General features: G+C 55.2%; 11 protein-coding genes. 8 read left to right on the top strand and 3 right to left on the bottom strand.

All coding sequences use genetic code 11. The annotated features are described in order from the left end of the window. The first annotated feature begins 51 nt into the window (after positions 1 to 51). From KZZ10_RS10460 to KZZ10_RS10425, 8 genes are read left to right on the top strand one after another with little or no spacing between them, the layout of a single operon-like run. Positions 52 to 1431 (top strand): MmgE/PrpD family protein, encoded by a 1380-nt coding sequence (locus tag KZZ10_RS10460; protein WP_259661460.1) that lies wholly within the window; start codon positions 52 to 54, stop codon positions 1429 to 1431. A gap of 55 nt (positions 1432 to 1486) precedes the next feature. Continuing rightward, positions 1487 to 2692 (top strand): lytic murein transglycosylase, encoded by a 1206-nt coding sequence (locus KZZ10_RS10455; RefSeq protein WP_259661459.1) that lies wholly within the window; start codon positions 1487 to 1489, stop codon positions 2690 to 2692. Between the two features lie 19 nt (positions 2693 to 2711). Continuing rightward, a complete protein-coding gene (locus tag KZZ10_RS10450) occupies positions 2712 to 3299 on the top strand; it encodes a chromate transporter (protein ID WP_259661458.1) in 588 nt (195 codons plus the stop codon). Then, positions 3296 to 3886 (top strand): chromate transporter, encoded by a 591-nt coding sequence (locus tag KZZ10_RS10445; RefSeq protein ID WP_259661457.1) that lies wholly within the window; start codon positions 3296 to 3298, stop codon positions 3884 to 3886. The genes KZZ10_RS10450 and KZZ10_RS10445 overlap by 4 nt, the downstream gene beginning before the upstream one ends. A gap of 56 nt (positions 3887 to 3942) precedes the next feature. Further along, positions 3943 to 5139, top strand: a complete 1197-nt coding sequence (locus KZZ10_RS10440; RefSeq protein WP_259661456.1) for a hypothetical protein — start codon at positions 3943 to 3945, stop codon at positions 5137 to 5139. Continuing rightward, positions 5132 to 6424 (top strand): capsule polysaccharide biogenesis protein, encoded by a 1293-nt coding sequence (locus KZZ10_RS10435; protein ID WP_259661455.1) that lies wholly within the window; start codon positions 5132 to 5134, stop codon positions 6422 to 6424. The genes KZZ10_RS10440 and KZZ10_RS10435 overlap by 8 nt, the downstream gene beginning before the upstream one ends. Then, entirely contained in the window at positions 6417 to 7175 is a 759-nt protein-coding gene (locus tag KZZ10_RS10430) for an SDR family NAD(P)-dependent oxidoreductase (RefSeq protein WP_259661454.1), read from the top strand. Before KZZ10_RS10435 ends, KZZ10_RS10430 begins: the two co-directional genes overlap by 8 nt. Beyond that, positions 7168 to 8724: an LTA synthase family protein gene (locus KZZ10_RS10425; protein WP_259661453.1), complete on the top strand. Its 1557-nt coding sequence runs from the start codon at positions 7168 to 7170 to the stop codon at positions 8722 to 8724. Before KZZ10_RS10430 ends, KZZ10_RS10425 begins: the two co-directional genes overlap by 8 nt. Here the strand turns inward: KZZ10_RS10425 and rfaH are convergent. The 3 genes from rfaH to KZZ10_RS10410 are packed head-to-tail and all read right to left on the bottom strand — an operon-like array spanning position 8711 to position 18177. Continuing rightward, entirely contained in the window at positions 8711 to 9211 is a 501-nt protein-coding gene (gene rfaH, locus KZZ10_RS10420; protein ID WP_259661452.1) for a transcription/translation regulatory transformer protein RfaH, read from the bottom strand. The genes KZZ10_RS10425 and rfaH overlap by 14 nt on opposite strands. 6 nt (positions 9212 to 9217) lie before the next feature. Continuing rightward, on the bottom strand, positions 9218 to 10624 hold the full coding sequence (locus tag KZZ10_RS10415; protein WP_259661451.1) for an aminotransferase class I/II-fold pyridoxal phosphate-dependent enzyme: 1407 nt from the start codon (positions 10622 to 10624) through the stop codon (positions 9218 to 9220). Then, a complete protein-coding gene (locus KZZ10_RS10410) occupies positions 10621 to 18177 on the bottom strand; it encodes an SDR family NAD(P)-dependent oxidoreductase (RefSeq protein WP_259661450.1) in 7557 nt (2518 codons plus the stop codon). The genes KZZ10_RS10415 and KZZ10_RS10410 overlap by 4 nt, the downstream gene beginning before the upstream one ends. Between the last annotated feature and the right edge of the window lie 67 nt (positions 18178 to 18244).

The raw sequence follows: 18244 nt of genomic DNA, 5'->3' as shown, positions 1-18244 counted from the left end.
ATTGTTAACTCTCTTTACTCTCTTGCCTAACTGAATCTCGGAAGCCTTGTGATGACGACCAAAGAACAAACTATTTTGCAAACATTCGCAGACTATTTCTGCGCAGGGAAATTTGAGCAGATTCCTCCTGAGGTCGTACATAAGTCCAAACTCCTGATGATTGATTTAGTCGGCGTCGCGATCGCCGGTCTAAAAATGGACTTTCCGAAGATGATGATTGAGTATCTGGCGGATCTCCAGGGCAAACCTGAAGCCACACTCTTTGGCTCGACAGCTAAAGTTCCTGCACTGCATGCTGCCCTAGGTAACGGCGTGAGTGGACATGCGCTCGACATGGACGATGGCTATCGTTTCGGTGGAGTGCACGCGGGTGTAGCTGTCATCCCCGCTGCCTTAGCGTACGCCGAAGCCAACAAGGCGAGTGGCCAGTCACTCTTGCTATCGGTCATTATGGGCTATGAGATTGTCAACCGTATTTCCAAGGCGATGAATCCTTCGCACTTGAGTCGCGGCTTTCATACGACGGGAACTCTAGGTGTGTTGGGTGCTGCGGCCGCCTGTGGTGTGCTTGGCGGTTTGAACAAAGAGCAGATGGCGAGCGCGATGTCGATCGCAGCGCTGCAAGGTGCTGGTTTGTTGCAGATCTTGACCGAAGGCGCGATGGTCAAGCCCTTGCATCCGGGTAAAGCGGCGATGGCGGGCGTGCTGTCGGTAGACTTGGCTAAGCGTGGCGCGAACGGACCCGTGACGGCGCTTGAGGGCCAAAAGGGTTTGTTCAAGGCCATGGCCGATGAAGTCAAACTTGATGCGCTATTTGAAGGCCTCGGGTCTCATTTCTATTTGCATGATCAGTACATCAAACTGCATGCGGCCTGTCGTCACGTACATCCCACCGTGGATGGCGTGCAAGAAATCATGCGTAAGCAGCAACTTACGTTTGCAGACATTGAATCGGTTGATATCGCAACCTATCCTGTTGCGATTAGTTTCTGTGGTGCAAAGGAAATCCCTGACTCAGCCGAAGGTGCGAAATTTAGTCTGGCGTACTCGGTCGCAATGGCTGCCTATTATGGCGATGTGGGTGAAGATCGCTACGTGCAATCGGTGGTGGCCAACAAAGAGATTCAGGGCTTGGCAAACCGTATCAATGCGACGCTTGACGATAAATGGGCGAAGGCCTATCCAGCTAGTCGCGGCGCCTCGATTGTCTTGAAGACAACAAAAGGTGCCACGTATAACGTTGACGTGCCGCTTGCCAAAGGTGAGCCAGAGAACCCAGCTTCGGACGAGGACATCATCGCGAAGTATCGTCACAATGCTGAGGGACAAGACCCCACTGTCGTTGAGCAACTGCTGCAAGTATTGCTTTCACTTGAAAAGCATTCTGCGTCGGATGTGACGGCGTTGATGGCAAAAATGCGTCGCGGGTAATGCAGAGGTGAAATTGAAGAGGCGAAATTTGATGAGGCAGACTGCGATAGCACCCATGCAAACCTTTCTTACTAAAGCTGTTGCCGCAGGGCTATTGAGTGTGCTGGGTCTATGGTCTGGCCTGAGCCACGGACAGAATGTAGACGCCTGTGTGGCGGGCTTGCGTAAAGAGGTCCTTGCACAAGGGATCACCGCTAAAACCTTTGATAGCGCAACTAAGGGTGTTGAGTCCGATCCAGATGTGCTGAAGGCGTTTGATTTTCAGCCGGAGTTCCGTACCGCGATTTGGGATTATGTCGCTGGCCTGGTTGATCAGGAGCGGGTCGACGATGGTCGTGCCATGCAAAAAAAATGGTCCGAAGTGTTGCAGCGGGCCGAGCAACAGTATGGTGTCGATGCACGCATCATCGTGGCGGTGTGGGGTGTTGAATCCAATTATGGTCGTATACAAGGCAAGCGTGAGCTTGTGCGTTCGCTCGTTACGCTAGTATGTGCAAATAAGCGTCAGGCCTTTTTTAAGGGCGAGCTCCTCGCTACGTTGCGTATCTTGCAGAGCGGCGATATTGCGCCTGAGGTGTTGGTGGGCTCTTGGGCTGGGGCGTTTGGTCAGACTCAGTTCATGCCTACGACCTATCAACGGTTAGCCGTTGATTTTGATGGTGATGGTAAGCGTGACATCGTGAACTCTGTTCCGGATGCCTTGGGCTCAACAGCTAACTTCCTGCAAAAGGCGGGTTGGGTAAAGGGCCAGGCCTGGGGTTACGAGGTCAAGATCCCGGCGGACTACGCCGGCCCGTCGGGTCGACGCACCAAGCAGCCTTTGTCGCAATGGACCGCTGCAGGCATCAAGCCTATTGATGCATCTCGCGCTAAGGCTGCCGGTGTAACGGATACAACGCAAGCCGCTTTATTGTTACCGTCAGGCCCGAAAGGACCAGCGTTTTTAGTGTTCCGTAATTTCGACGCAATCTATAGCTATAACGCGGCGGAATCCTATGGCTTGTCGATTGCGCACTTAGCAGACCGTATTGGGGGCGGGGGCGTATTCAAGACTCCTTGGCCTACGGAGGATGCGGGCACAAGTCGTGCGGAGCGTCGCGAGATTCAGCAGCTGTTGATCAAACGCGGGTATGACGTCGGCGAAGTCGATGGCTTGATCGGTGCGGTATCGCGCAAGGCGATCAGTGATTTTCAGGCTAAAGTGGGCATGCCCGTAGATGGCCGCGCCGGACAACGGGTGTTGAAGGCCTTACGTAATTAATCGTTGGAAGCAAAGCAGCATGACTTCGTTGGAAAGACCTCGTCCGCAGTCGATACGCGAGGTGTTTATTACCTTTAGCCTCTTAGCCATTCAGGGCTTTGGCGGCGTACTCGCGTTTATTGAGCGCGAGATGGTTGAAAAGAAAAAATGGCTGACACGCGCAGAGTTTATTGAAGAGTGGGCGGTCGCGCGTACCATGCCGGGGCCGCCTGCGTTGAATATCGCTGTCATTGTCGGTTCACGCTACTTTGGTTGGCGCGGTGCAGTGGCTGCGGTGGTGGGCATGTTCGCCATGCCGTCGGTGATTGTGTTGCTGTTGGCGGTCGCATACACGTTTTTTGGACACCACCCGGAAGTGATTTCAGCCTTGCGTGGCATGGGTGCAGTCGCTGCAGGTCTGATCACTGCAACCGGTATCAAGTTGTTGTCGGGGTTAAAAAATAATATCTTGGGTCCCGTGCTGTGTGCGATATTGGGTGTGGCAAGCTTTGTCGGTACAGCCTTGTTGCAATGGCGGATGACGTATGTTTTGCTTGGACTCGGTGGCATTGGCTGTGTGATCGCGTACATCAAGCTTAAAGATGCTGCGAAGAAGGCAAAGCTATGAATCCGCCAATCAGCATTTTGATGCAGTGGTCGGACTGGTTTGATCTCTTAAGATATTTCCTGCAATTCTCGTTGACGTCCGTCGGCGGCCCGCTGGTGATGCTGCCTGAAATCCACCATCACCTTGTCACGCAGGAGCAATGGTTAACCGATGCACAGTTCAGTGCGTCAGTCGTGATCGCGCAAGGCGCACCAGGTCCCAATGTATTGTTCGTAGCCTTGATTGGCTGGAATATCGGTTTGAATGCAGGCGGTTTCGGCCCGGCGCTCTTTGCAGCGACGCTCAGCATGATCGGGATTCTGGTGCCGAGTTCTACCTTGATCTTCATTACTGCGAGCTGGGTGCACCGTAATAAAGATTTGCGCGCTGTGCGCGCCTTTAAGCAGGGCATGGGGCCGATCGTGACGTCGTTGATGGTGGCGTCTGGTTGGTTGCTTGCGACAGCGAATACCGATGGTGTGCACGACTGGCCGCTGTGGGTGTTGACGGCGGTGGTGGCCTTGATTGTGTGGCGCACCAAAATCAATATGTTTTGGTTGCTCGGGATTGGGGCTTTGTTGGGTGCTAGTGGAATATTGGCGGTTTAATTTAGGATTCCAGTTGTATACTTGAAGCCCTCAATGCAGTTTTCTTTGCGTGTTTAATGGATCGCTTCAAGACGTTCTTATACGCCAACTTCACTCGATATTGGGAACCCTGGCACTACGCCCCGCGTTGGCGACGTCGGGAGGGGAGTGATGTCGCACAGGAATCTGAACGTTTACCCTCTGTGTCGATTCGTCTGGGCCAGACCGGAGCCTGCGGATGCGCAGCCTGTGTGCCACTCATACGCCGTTATGACTTGGCCTATGGCAAATTGCGCAGTACCCATCGCACACGCCCTGAAGCCGCAAAACTGAAGTTTCGCAGTTCTGCCACACTGCACGCCATACCCTTGATCCATTATGCGCGTTACGCAGACTATCAAACGGAGATGCGCCGCAAGTCTGGAAGTTTCCTGCGGAATGCCGCGCTTTCTAAGCGTGCAGGTTATCGCGTGCAGGACGTTCAGCTGGCAAACTACTCCCCAGATATTCTGGCGATTCATCGTTCGGCGAAGTTACGCAGTTTTGGTGTGTACTTAGATGCTTTTTTGATGCGATTAGAACACCTGGGTGGGCCGCCACAACACTATGCAAGGATTGACGCACCAGAATGCACCCAGCATTGGGAAAAAATAATTGGGGTGTTTTTGCCCAAAGCAGGATATCGCCAGGGAGCGTTACAGACTGAGCAGCAACTGGTTGGCTACGCACGACTCTACCGAATCGGCAACACGGTGACTTGCCGCGATTTCATTGGCCATGCTGAACACGTCCCTCACGGTGTGATGAAGCAACTGCATCTGCACATAATTGAGTGGCTGCTAGAACGGTCAGACCCTTTGGTCCAAGGTATTGAGCAAATCACCTACGGAGCGGTAGAGCGCGGTGGCGATGGCTTGTACTTCTGGAAAAAAAAGGCCTTATTTAAACCGTATCTCGCGAGTGTCGAACCGCAGCGCTTGCCGCTCGATTTCAAGGCTGAGGAATATCTGCGTCTGAATCCGGATGTAAAAGGTTCTCGTGCTGACCTCGAGGCCCATTATGTATGGCATGGTCGTGCAGAGAAACGTCTTTATAAAGTGGATGTGCCGAGCGATTTTGATCCGGTGCAATATCTTGCGTTGAATCCCGATGTGCAATGCGGAGTGCCTGAGGCGGACGTGCATTACACGCTCCACGGTCGAGAGGAAAACCGCCCCTATCGCGCTGCAAGCGATGGCGCGCATCCCGTTGTCGGACCTATGTCCTATGGTTAAGGTCACGGCCCCTAGAAGCGCGCCTGAGAAAAAATCCTTTCTATTCTTGCAGGGGGTCAGCTCACCATTTTTTAAGCATCTGGCATACAAGCTTGAGCAAGACGGCCACCAGGTGCACAAGGTAAGTTTCAACGGTGGCGACCTCGCCTATTGGGCGCCACGTACGTCCCGCTGGTTCCGAGGTGCGCTGTCTGAGTTGCCGTCGTTCTTAGCTGAAATCTATCGCAAGTTTGGCATTACAGATCAAGTGCTGTTTGGGGATCGCAGGCCCGTCCATCAACGGGCCGTTGAGGCGGCCCACCAGAATGCCTTGCGTAATCATGTCTTTGAGGAAGGCTATTTCCGGCCTTATTGGATTACGTTGGAGCGCGAAGGGGTCAATGCACGCTCGCAGTTGCCTAAAGACCCTGACTGGTATCGTCGTGTTGGCGAGCAATTGCTTCACGCCAAGGACACGTTGCCCGTGGCCCAGCCGTTCAAGTCTGCGTTTTGGCGTCGCGCGGGACATGATGTGTTGTATCACACTGCGAGCGCGTTGAACCCGTTGCTCTTTCCCGCTTACCGCACGCATGCATTGAGCTGGGCGCCCGATGAATATGTTGGTTATGTTCGCCGTCAGATCGAGACGCGGCTCTACACGCCGTCGCAACAGCGTGATTTCTCGCACTGGTTAGAGAGTATTCGCAAGGGTGGAGCACTGTATTTTTTGCCCTTGCAACTTGATAGTGACTTCCAGGTTCGCGATCAACTCGTACTGAACAGCATGAGCGCTGTGCTTGAGCACGTAATCTCCTCTTTTGCCTGTCACGCACCGGCATCGTCTTGTTTGCTTGTTAAGAATCATCCCCTGGATGATGGACGGGTCCGCTATCCAACGTTACTGGCACGCCTGATCCAACAATATGATCTCGCAGGCCGTGTGCAGTATTGCGAAGCGGGCGATTTGTATCAGATTCTGGCTTGTGCGAGCGGTACCGTCACCCTCAATAGCACCGTGGGTAGCGTGGCGCTTGAACATGGCTGCCCGACCCTATGCCTGGCCGATGCAACATATCAGCTGCCAGGGCTAACAGCGCAGTGCGGGCTCGATGCCTTTTGGACAAGTTTGCCGGCGCCTGATCCCTTGTTGTTTGCTTCTTTCAAAGCAGTGGTGTTGAGCACGACGCAAGTCAACGGTGGGTTCTATTGTGCGCAAGGCATAGCCTTGGCTGTACAGGGCAGTGCGCAGGTGCTGCAAGCAGAGCGTTCACCCCTTGAAGTGTGGATAAGTAAATCCTATGCGTAACATCTTAATTACCGGAGCGTCGGGCAGTATTGGGCAGGCACTCGCGCTTCAGTATGCGGCGCCGGACGTGACACTAGTGTTGCAGGGACGTCGGGTTCCGGCCCTAGAGTCCTTGCGCCAACAGTGTGAGGCGCGTGGTGCGCAGGTTGTCGTCGGTGCTTTCGATATTACGCAGATTGAAACCCTCCAGCAATGGGTGTCCATGCTTGAGCAAACGCTGGCCTTCGACATCGTGATCGTCAACCAAGGCATCAATATCAATATTGGGGCAGACGGGAAGGGTGAGTCGTGGGAAGACACGGACCACCTGTTCAATGTGAATCTGCGCGCTGCCATCGCTCTGGTACAAGCCGTATTACCTGGCATGCGTACGCGTCGTGCAGGACAAATCGTCTTGATCAGTTCGCTCGCAGCCTATTTCGGTTTGCCCGCGACTCCTGCGTATTGTGCGAGTAAAGCCGCGCTTAAAAGTTATGGCGAGTCTTTGCGTGGCTGGCTCGCGCCTGAAGGGGTCGGTGTGTCGGTCGTGTTGCCTGGTTATGTGGAATCGGAGATGTCTGCGGCAATGCCAGGACCCAAACCTTGGCTTTGGTCTGCCGAGCGGGCAGCGGCGGTGATTCAAAAGGGCGTAGCACGCAATCAGGCGACGATTCGTTTTCCGTTCCCACTGAACGTCGGGACCTGGTTGCTGAGCGTTTTGCCCATGGATTGGTCGATTCGGCTGCTGCGCTGGATGGGCTACCGTGCTTGATAGTGCGCTGACGATTGGGCTTGTGCTTGGTGTTGGGCTGCTATCGTCCTTTGTGATTGATGACTTTGTCACGCCCCAAGCCGAGAAATGCTGGAGGCGCCCCATGGGCGCGCTCTTGATTCATTGCGGCCTATGGTTGATCGTCTTCGCGATCGAGTTCATGCAGTTTCAGCGTCTGTGGGTCAGTGCTTTTTTGACAGCGACTATCCAGTGTGTGCTGGTGATCATCAATCACGCTAAATATGCAGCGTTGCGTGAGCCCTTCATCTATCAAGATGTGCAGTACTTGGTGGATGCCTGCCGCTTTCCTCGGCTTTACGTTCCGTTTTTTGGGTGGGGGCGCACGCTAGTCTGTATTGGGTTGTTGATCTTTGGTTTACTCGTCGTGTTGCGGCTTGAGGCGCCCGTTACCGAACAGTCGGGCGTTTGGACTGCGGTTGTACTGTGTGTAGCCTTCGCAGTGCTTGGTGCGGTGTTGGTGTTGATAGGCTCGCGCAGTGTCTTCACGTTGAGCTTTCGACCCGAAGAGGATATCCGTCGTTATGGCCTGCTGCCCGCGCTATGGCTTTATTGTCGTGCGGAGCGGCAAGCGGTACCTAAGCTTGAAGGGATCTCATCGTTGGTGGGGGAGACTGAGGAACTGCAGTTAACTTCACCGCATTTAACTTCACCACACCTCATCGTTGTACAAAGTGAATCGTTTTTTGATATTCGACGTTGGTGTTCGGGAATCGATGCCAGTGTTTTGACGCATTTTGATCGTGCGTGTGCAGAGTCGGTCGCGTGCGGGGTGATGGCTGTGCCAGCTTGGGGGGCGAATACCGTTCGCACGGAGTTCTCGTTTTTGACGGGTATCGCGCTGGAGCGCTTAGGCATCGATCGGTTCAACCCTTACCGTCGCTTGGTGTCTGCGCAAACACCGAGTCTTGCGCGCCAGTATCAACAGCGCGGCTATCGGACGGTGGCGATTCATCCCTATTCAGGTAAGTTTTATCATCGCGATCGGTTGTTTCCGTTATTAGGCTTTGATCGCTTGATCGACATCAGCGAGTTTGAGCCGCCGGAGGCAGGCTATCCCTATGTAGGGGATCTCGCGGTTGCGCAAAAGATTGAGCACTTACTGCAAGAGCATGAGAGAGAAGGTGACACCCGACCGCTCTTTATCTTTGTGATCACCATGGAAAACCATGGGCCGCTGCATCTCGAGAACTTGTCTGCAGAGCAAGCCCAACGATGGTTAGTCTCGGAGCTACCCGCAGGTTGCTCGGATATTCCTGTTTACCTCAGGCACTTGGCCAATGCGGATGCCATGGTGGGGCGACTGACAGAAGCCTTAGCAAGGAATCAGACACGGCCAGGTGTGTTGTGCTGGTACGGTGACCATGTACCGATTATGGATGGGGCCTACGCTAAGCTTGGCGCACCCGCGGGATGCACGGATTACTTTGTTTGGCGAAGTGACCGTTTAGCCACTGCGGCTTGCCCGCCCGCTGAGGCCTCTATCGACATGCTGGGGCAGTCGTTGTTGCAGGCTACTAACGCGCTTTAGTCAGGCTTGCGATCGGCAGGGTGACTTGCGTAGGTTTGCTCAACAGTTCAAGCAGCACCATGGCGCGGGCTTCACCGTTCGTCATCTGAAACACCCCTTCAAGTCCTGTAAAAGGACCATCCGTGATTCGGACGGCATCGCCAGGCTGGTGTAGGGCGATCGGCGTCTGTGCAACCGTCTCTGTCCGTTGGCGTAATGCTTCGATCAGTTCACGCGAAGCCTTTAAGGGTTCAGTTCCAAACGAGACAAGTTTTGATACGCCTAGCGTTGAGCGAATAGGCGACCAGCTTTTACCGCTGGCATCAGAATCAAGTTCGATGAACAGATAGCGTGCAAAGAGTGGTTCTTGTTCAATCGAAAGGCGATGCTGACGAATTTTCTCGACAGCGATCAGGGGCAGATAGCAGTGATACCCCTGCGCCTGAAGATTTTCCAGTGCGCGGGCTTCTTGACGGGGTTTGGTGTGGATGACGTACCAGTTTGACATACAAAACTAACGAACGGCTTGTTGAAATTCTTTTGCTAGGATACTGACAGTGTATTCAATGTCTTGGGGAGTGTGCTTGCACGATATAAAGAAGCGTAGTCGCGCCGCTTTCTCTGGCACGGCTGGGTACAGGATCGGTTGCACGTTAATGCCTTGCTCAAACAGTTTGGCGGACAGCCGTGTCGCTTGAATTGAACTCCCTACGATTGCCGGGACAATCGCGAGGCCCACACTCGTACCGGTCGGGATTCCCGCTGCCTGCGCGCGCTGCAGAAACAACTGACCAGCGTGTTGCAGTGCCTGCACGCGTTCAGGTTCTTCTAACATGCATTGCAAGGCCGCCAACGAGGCCGCTGCAAGCGGCGGTGACATACCCACGCTATACAGAAAGCCGGGTGCCAGGTACTTGAGTTGTTCTACCAGCGCACGCTCGCCGGTGATATAGCCCCCGCAACCTGCGAGCGATTTGCTTAAGGTGCCCATCCAGATATCGACCTCTTTGGCGTCTAGGGCAAAGTGCTCCCGTATGCCGCGCCCGGTTTGGCCCAGGACGCCTAGCGAGTGTGCTTCATCGACCATCAGTAGCGCACGATGCCGTCTTTTGACTTCAATAAAGCGTGGCAGGTCTGGGAAATCACCGTCCATGCTGTAGAGGCCTTCAACGACGATGAGTGTGCGCTCATACTGCGCGCGCTGCTTGGCTAGCAAGGCATCTAAAGCGTTCCAGTCGTTGTGCGGAAACGATAGTCGCTTGGCGCCGGATAGTTGTATGCCTTGTAAGGCACTATTGTGAATGTACTCATCATGCACAATGAGATCGCGCGGGCCAAACAAGTGACCAATGGTCGACACATTGGTCGCGTGGCCGCTGACAAACACGACGGCCGCAGGTGTGCCGTACAGGTTTGCAATGGCCTCTTCTAGTGCATGGTGCACAGGGCGATCGCCAGACACGACGCGACTCGCCGACACGGATACTCCGTAGTGGTCGATCGCTTCGACTGCGGCTTGTTTGACGCGCGGATCGCCCGAGAAATCCAGGTAGTTATAGCTCGCGAAATTGATGCGCTCACGCCCGTCGATTGTGCAGCGCGCGCCCGCAAGGCCTTCGTGCAGTTTAAAAAACGGGTTGGCCAGCCCAAGTCGTTGGGCGCCGCCATGCAGAATCTGGATTTGTTTATAGCCAGGGAACAAGTCAAAGCGGCACGACGGGTCTGTTTCTGGTGTGTCGGGATTTGTTTGAGCCTGACTGCCTGACCGATTGGCATCCGCGTCGTCACCACTTTGGGCGGGTCTCTCTAACGGTTCTCCCGCCTTGGCGAGACGCCGCTCCAAGGTTTGTTGAATCAACTTGTCTTTAATTTGCCCAGTTAAGCCCGGCAAGGAGGGCAACGAAGGAAGCTTAAAAGTCATGACAACAGACTCCGCTGACCGTCTTGCTTGTCAGCTGCTGTATCAGCCTGCGTCTGCGCTTGCTCCGACGAGCGGCCATTTGTTCTGTCCAAGGACTGAGCAAATGCTTCAATCTCTTCGGGGCTTACGTCTGCGACGTGTTGGGCCGCGATGTCTTCGATTGCCTGTACGGTTGCATCGGTCTGTTGATCTTTGCGCAGCAGACCGATGAGCCGAACCGCCAAACGCTCAATCGTTGCATCCTCACTAATCGCCATGACAGGTAGGCGCACCCCAAAGCGTGCCTCGAGCGCTGTGATGAGCTCTACCCCCATCAAGGAATCGAGACCTAATTCGTAGACCGATTTAGTGACAGGAATTTTTTCTGGATCGAGCCTGAGTATCTGACCCAACTCGGCCTGAATCATGGCGGCAAATTTTGTCGTCAAGGCTTCGTCGTCTAAGTCGCGCACCAAGGCAGCGATATCTGTTGCTTGATCGCCTTGATGCGCAGCTTCGCCCGCGCGTTCCGCAAGCGCTGCGAAGCGCGGCGAGGTGGCGTTTGGTAAAAACTTGCGCAGCGCACCCCACTCAAGTTCGAGTACACCTAGGTTGGGTATGCCGGCGACAATGGCCTGCTCAAGATACTGCAGTGCAAGCTCAGCGGGTAAGGCCGCACCGCCCATGCGCTGTGATAAGGCTTGCTTAATTTGCGAGTTGCGCGCCAAGAAACCAGCATCCTCAATCGCACCCCAACGCATGCACGTGACTGGCTGGCCCGCTTGGGCACGCGTCTCTGCGAGGGCCTCGAGCCAACGGTTGGCTGCAACATACGCTGCCTGCCCGGGGTTTCCAAAAAATGTCGTTGCCGAGGAATACAGCACAAAGAAGTCTAGCTTCCACTTAGACGACAAGTCGTGCAGGTGCTGCGCGCCGAGGATCTTAGGGGCGAGCACTTTATGCAGTGTCTCGGCTGTCAGGTTAAAGGCGAGACTATCCTCGATAACCGCCGCTGCGTGGATGACACCTCTCAGGTCGCGATCACCGAGGGCTGTCTCGAGTTGTGTTCGATTCGTGACATCACACTGTACGAGTTCGACGCAAGCACCGGCATCGCGCATGGCTTGTATCGTATCGCGTGCTTCGACATCATCGGGGGCGACACCGCTTCGCCCAAGCAGCAACAGCTGTCGCGCACCTTTTTCTACTAACCAGCGCGCTGTGCGCAGACCGAAGCCGCGCATGCCACCTGTGACGACGTACGTGCCGTCGGCGGATAGCGTCAGAGACTTAGGCTTGGGCGGGGTGTTCTGACATTCAATGCCCATGCCGTAGGTCACGACGACTTTGCCGATTTGCTTGGATTGCTGCATGAAGCGGAAGGCGTCGACGATCTCATGCGCTTCGAAGCGCGTGTAAGGCAAGGCCGAGAGCGTGCCGTCTTCAAAGAGATCCATCACTTCGCTAAAGAGCTGCTGCGTCAAGGCGGGGCGATGTTTGAGCAGTTGGTCTGCGTCAATGCCGAAGTAGGAGATATTCTGACGGAAAGGGCGCAAGCCGATACGGGTGTTCTCGTAAAAATCCCGTTTGCCTAATTCTAAAAAGCGACCAAACGGCTTAAGGACGCTTAAGTTGCGTGTGATGGCCTCGCCAGACAAGGAGTTCAGCACCACGTCTACGCCTGCCCCATCCGTCAGGCGCATGATGTCGTCGGCATAGTCCAGTGTCCTGGAATCCAGTACGTGCGGCACGCCAAGCATACGTAGATAGTTACGCTTTTCTTCTGAGCCTGCGGTGGCAAACACTTCGGCGCCGCACCAGCGCGCAATCTGTATCGCGGCCAAGCCCACGCCACCTGCTGCACCATGAATCAGCACGCGCTCGCCCTTTGAGAGCTTTGCCAGATGATGCAGCGCGTAATAGCTTGTCAGGAACGTGCTCGGGATCGTTGCTGCCGACTTATTGGATAAAGCACGTGGGATCCGTGTCGCTGCGGCGGCTGCGGTGACAACATAGTTGGCAAAGCAACTCGGCCCAAAGCCGACCACCCGATCGCCGACACTGAGGTGGGTCACAGCTTCACCCACGCGCGCCACGCGCCCTGCAAACTCCAGCCCAAGGGTTGGGCCAGCAAAGCCTTGCTCAATGGCTTCGTCTGACAACAGCCCGAGGGTGTACATCACATCTCTAAAGTTCAAACCCGTGGCGTCGACGGCGACCTCAATCGCGTCTGACTGCAAGGCTGGTCGCTCGGCTGCAACCCAACGTAGGTTTCGCAGTTGCCCAGGCTGTGCGAATTCCAGTGCGCAGTAAAGCTCTGGGTGGTTCAGGGTGTTTTGCTTACGCGTGTCTGTCTCGACCTGAGTGCGCGAAACATAACGCCCACCGGTCTCGGTCAGGACGACTTCTTCGTCCAGTGACGGATCCGTACATTCTTGAACTAACGCCTGCACAAGCGTCTCTTGGAGGAACAAATTTGCGGGCTCAGACAGCACTGCGTCAAGCAGGCGCAGACGTCCCGCGGCGGCTTCGTTCAGCACACTGCGCGCAAAGCCTTGTAGCGCAGCAGCGCCGCTGACCGCCTTGGTTCGATCATTCGCGCTTGTCGTTAGACACCAAACGGGTGTCTCGATCGCTTGCGACTCACAGGCCTTTAAAGCCGCGACGAGGGTCAGACACCTTTCGGTAATGGTGGATACGTCCGCTGCAAGGCAAACACCACCCAAGTAAACGATTTTGTCTAAGGTGCCAAATTGCGTTTGCGAGTGAGTGAGTGCGTTTTCGATTGAAGTAACGGTAGCAGGATCAAAACCGCTCTCGGCAGAGGGCGGTAAGACCAGCACTGACCCGATATCGCCTTGCTCTTGCAGTAAGCGCGTCCATTTGTCCGCCAGCTTCGTCTGCGCGGGTTCCTCATGCGCAAGGATGAGCCAGCTTTGGGGAGTGTCAGCCTGCGCTGTCATGCGCGGGGGACGATTGCGTTCCGTATTCGCGAGAGCCGGTTTTCTGCCGACTAGTACGAAGGGACCCGCTAATAAATCATCAGAGTGCGCAGAGGGGGTGATTTCCTCTAAGCCCAGGCTCGCCAAGGTCGCCATCCAGCGGCTTCGGCTGCGCGGTTGCAGATCAAACTGGCCAAAGGCAAAGCGCATCCACTGGCTGGGGTGCTGTCCCAGGAGCAACAGGGTCGCGCCAGGTTTCATGCTGCGCAGCGCCTGCTGCAGCGCTTCGTCTTGTTCGCCCTGCGTGGAATAGTCTGCCCAAAAAATGACCAGATCAGCAGAGATGCCACCCGCAGGCTCTGCGCTTAAAGACGCGTTTGAAAACACCGTCGACCCAATTACGATATCGAGTGCTGTGGTGTCTACGTTAATGCTCAGGTGTGATGCCAGTCGTGCATCTTCTGCGGCGCAGACTAAAAGGCTGAGCCGATCTTGCGCCCGTAATTGTGCCTGTGCGGTAGTCACTTGTTGTGACACAAGCCTCACAAATTGACTGAGACCCGTGTTACCTAGCCATTCGCTTGCGAAGTGCGCCTGGGGGAGTGCCTTGACTGTGGCCAGCGCTTGGCCAAGCTGTCCAACGTAGCGGATTGTTTGCGAGAAATCTGGGTAATCGCGCACGAGCGTATTCCAGATGTCGTTCGCGCTCGCCCCGGCGTGTTCAATATTCTCTTCTGCCAGTCCGGTCAACATATCAAGATACTCGTCCGAACAAGCCTGCCGCTCGCTCGCCCTAGTCGGGTCATGCAGAAACTCAAACGCCAAACGTGCGCAGAGGGTATCCAATAAGGGATCCAGTTCTTGTGCAAACACCCGTTGGGCGGGATCTTGCTTCAAGCGCAGTTCAAATTGCGTGGCAGCCTTCGCGAGCAAGGTAAAGTCAACGCGCGAGGGCGTGAACGCTGGGTACTTCGGCGCGGGGGTAAGCGTTTCTAACAGGCGCTCAATCGGGCGCTTTGAATCTTGTTGTAGGCGGATACGTTTGAAGCGTGCGTTCGATACTTCACACACCAAACGACCGGCAGCATCAAATAGACTGAAATCCACCACGAGCGAATGTGGCAGATGGCGGATGAGTGTTGCGCGCGCGCTGTGAGGCTGACCCGCTTGGGTATCGAAGTGCAGCGTACCAATTTGTGTGGGTACAAAGGCAATCCCTTCGCTGAAATCGGTGTGCTCACGAAGTAGCTGAATGATCAGCTGAAAGCTGCAATCTAACACCGCAGGATGTACAAGGTGGTTGGCAAGATCGAGCGTCGGCTTGTCATCCAGCGCAAAGCGCGCAAGCACTTGCGGGGTGCGATCATCGCCGATCGACCAGCCTTGCGCGATTAGCGCGAAGTTCGGTCCGTAGTTCAAGCCTACGCGTTTAGTAAGCGCCGCCTGCGTGTCGGCGTTAAAGTCAGGAAGTAAAGACGGTAATGACACGGCAGCAGTGCTGTCTGAGGCGACCGACATGCGCGCTTGTGTCACAACACGACACATGGCGTTCAGTGTCCAAGGCTCAGTGCTTAGCAGTGCGCGCGAAGAAATCCGCACCGTACCGTCACTCGCATCGAGTTGTGTGCGTAGTACGCGCGTTTGAAAGCGCTCACCCACTCGGTCCGAGCCAAATAGAATCGGCGCCAAAATATCGAGGTCATTCAGACGCAAGTTTGTGGCATCCTTTTGCCACTGCTTGGCCGCTGCTAACGCGATCTCCGCAAAAGCTGCGCCAGGCAAGACCACCCCGCCACCGATGGCATGATCCTTTAAGTATGTACAGACAGTTGGGTCGAGCTTTTGCTCCCAGATCCAATCATGGTTGTCGATGCGATACCCAAGCAGAGGATGCACGCGTGGCTGCATAAGCGTATTGGCTGTCTCTGCGCTTGTGGTGTACCAATGGCGTTCTTTTTGCCAAGGGTAGTTGGGTAGATCGAGGGCGCGCACGGAGTACGCAGGTTTGTGTGCAAAGTGCGCACTCCAGTCGACGTGCCCACCCGCGACGATGCATTGGGACGCTGCGCGCAAGACGCTATCCGCATCCGCGCGTTGGCGTGAGAGGGTGGCGCTGATCAACCCTGGTTGCGTTCCTAGTGCATCTTTTAGGTAGTTTTGCAAAATCGGATGCGGTCCGATTTCAAGAAAAATATTAAAGCCGTCTTTGAGCGCTGCTTCGGCAGCTGAGCGAAACAGCACCGGCTGGCGAATGTTGTTCCACCAGTAGTCAGCCTCAAGCTTGAGGCTCGAGTCTCGCCCATCGATATGGCGGCCAGAGACGCCGGAATAAAAAGGCAGGGTCGATTGGGTATTCGACCGGTCCGTGATGTCGCGCAGCGCCTCAAAGAGTTGCTCTTGGATGGGATCCATCGCAGGGCTGTGAAACGCATAATCAAGCTCAAGTCTTCGGAAACCGATTCTGCGGGATGTTAAGACGGCTTCCACTTGCTCTAACGCGGTGGCGTGTCCGGCGAGTGTGACGCCCTTGCGGCTGTTGTCGCCCGCGATGTGCACGTGATCTTGCAGGCCGTGTTCGAGCAAGAGAGCCTGCGTGGCGTCGCAATCTAGAGCGACCGCAGTCATCTGCCCCTGACCTTTTGTAGTTTCTTGTAGTCGGCTGCGGTGAAAGATCACGTGTACCGCTGTCGCAAGATCAAGGTGCCCGCCAGCCCAGGCCGCTGCAACTTCACCAACGCTATGGCCCATCACAGCCTGTGGATAGACGCCAAGGCTTGCCAACACTTTCACGACACCGACTTGCACCGCAAATAGGGCAGGTTGAGCAACATTGGTATGAGCATAGCGGTGCTCAGCGCTGGAGTCGTCTGTGCGCGCCGCCTTAAGCTCATCTTGTATGCGCAGCCCTGCTAGCGGTTCAAATAATGCGTCAATCTCTTGCAGAGCACTGGCAAAAACCGGATGCTCGAGTAACGCGCAGCCCATACCCAACCACTGCGAGCCATTGCCCGAGAAAACAAAGACAGGCCCCTTCGCTCTTGGAACAACACTAGATACACAGGCTGCCGGGTGTTCCCCACCCGCGGCAAGAATGCTGAGCTGCTCACGCAGACCATTCGCTTGGCTACCGTCGTCTGCCGAACCGGCATCGCAATAAAACACGGCGCGATACTCTAAGTGTTCGCGTGCGTGATAAAGATGGTGCGCCAGGCTGTATCGCTGCGCTGCGTTGTTGTTGCGCGCGAGTAGAGACGCAGCTGTTTCACGCAAAGCGTCGGGCGTGGCAGCCGACAGTAAGAAAGGTAAGCGCAGTGCATTGGGTGCTACTGGCGCAGCGGATGTCTCGGGTTGTTTATCGGGTTCACGCAAGATCACGTGCGCGTTTGCACCCCCAAACCCAAACGAGTTAATCCCGACGATAATCGGCGCGTTGTCGGGCAGGGTGCGCGGTTCTTGAACCACATCGAGGTTCAAGCCGTTGAAATCGATATTTGGATTAAGTGTCGTGATCCCGATCGTGGGTGGGATGATGCGCGTCGTGACCACTTGCAAGGCCTTTGCAAGACCCGCAACGCCGGAGGCCGCTTCCAAGTGCCCGATATTGCTCTTTACCGAACCAATTGGTAAAGGTTGTTGCGCAGTGCGCGCTTGGCCGACAGCCTGGCCTAAGGCGCGCGTCTCAATCGGGTCTCCGACCGCTGTGCCGGTGCCGTGGGCCTCGATATAGCTAATTTGGTCCGGATGTATCTTGGCATCGCGGTAGGCTTGGGCGAGCAGCTGCGCCTGTGCGTCCGCACTTGGTACGGTCAGGCCTGACTTTTTACCGTCAGTGTTCACAGCGCTATGAGCAACGACGGCTAGGATGTCGTCGCCATCCTGCAATGCCAGCTCGTAGTCTTTTAGTAAAAAGATTCCGCCACCTTCCGAGCGCACGTAACCGTCGCCCTGCGCGTCAAACACATTGCATCGACCTGCTCGAGAGAGCATCGACGCTTTAGAAAAACTAATAAAGCCATAGGGGTGCGCGTGTAGGCTGACCCCGCCTGTCAAGGCGTGTGTGATTTCTCCGGCGCGTATTGCTTGGCAAGCTTGATGAAACGCCACCATTGCGGAAGAGCAGGCCGTGTCCAAGGCCATGCTGGGGCCATGTAAGTCAAAAAAGTAAGACAAACGGTTCGCTGCAATGCTTGCGGTATTGCCGGTCGCGACCGTGCTGTCTACTGCACTTAAGTCTTCGGCGAGACGATAAGAATAATCTGCGCTTGAAATGCCTATATAGACACCACAGGCTTTGCCACGCATCTGCGAGGGGGTGATGCCGGCATTTTCAAAGGCTTCCCAGCTTAGTTCTAGTAAGAGCCGCTGTTGGGGATCCATTTGCGCCGCTTCTCTGGGCGATATCTCAAAAAAGCTCGCATCAAATCTGCTGATGTCACCCAAGGAACCCGCTTGAAACGTATAAGAGGTTCCCGGTTGTGTTTTGTCTGTATGGAAATAGCGCGCATGCACCCAGCGGTCTGCGGCCACCTGTGTGACTAAGTCTTTACCCGCCAGCAGGTCTTGCGCGAAGGTGCGCGTATCTGTTTGCGGAAAGCGAAACGCCTGACTAAGAATTGCGACTGCTCGGCTCAAAAGGCGTGTCCTGGCGAATGGCTGAATGAATACCGACTAATGTATAGTATGGTTCTATAAAGTAGTA

Origin of the sequence: Zwartia hollandica (assembly GCF_019923725.1) — a bacterium.
In the GTDB taxonomy this organism is placed as follows: domain Bacteria; phylum Pseudomonadota; class Gammaproteobacteria; order Burkholderiales; family Burkholderiaceae_B; genus Zwartia; species Zwartia hollandica.
This window is presented reverse-complemented; position numbering and strand designations above follow the sequence as displayed.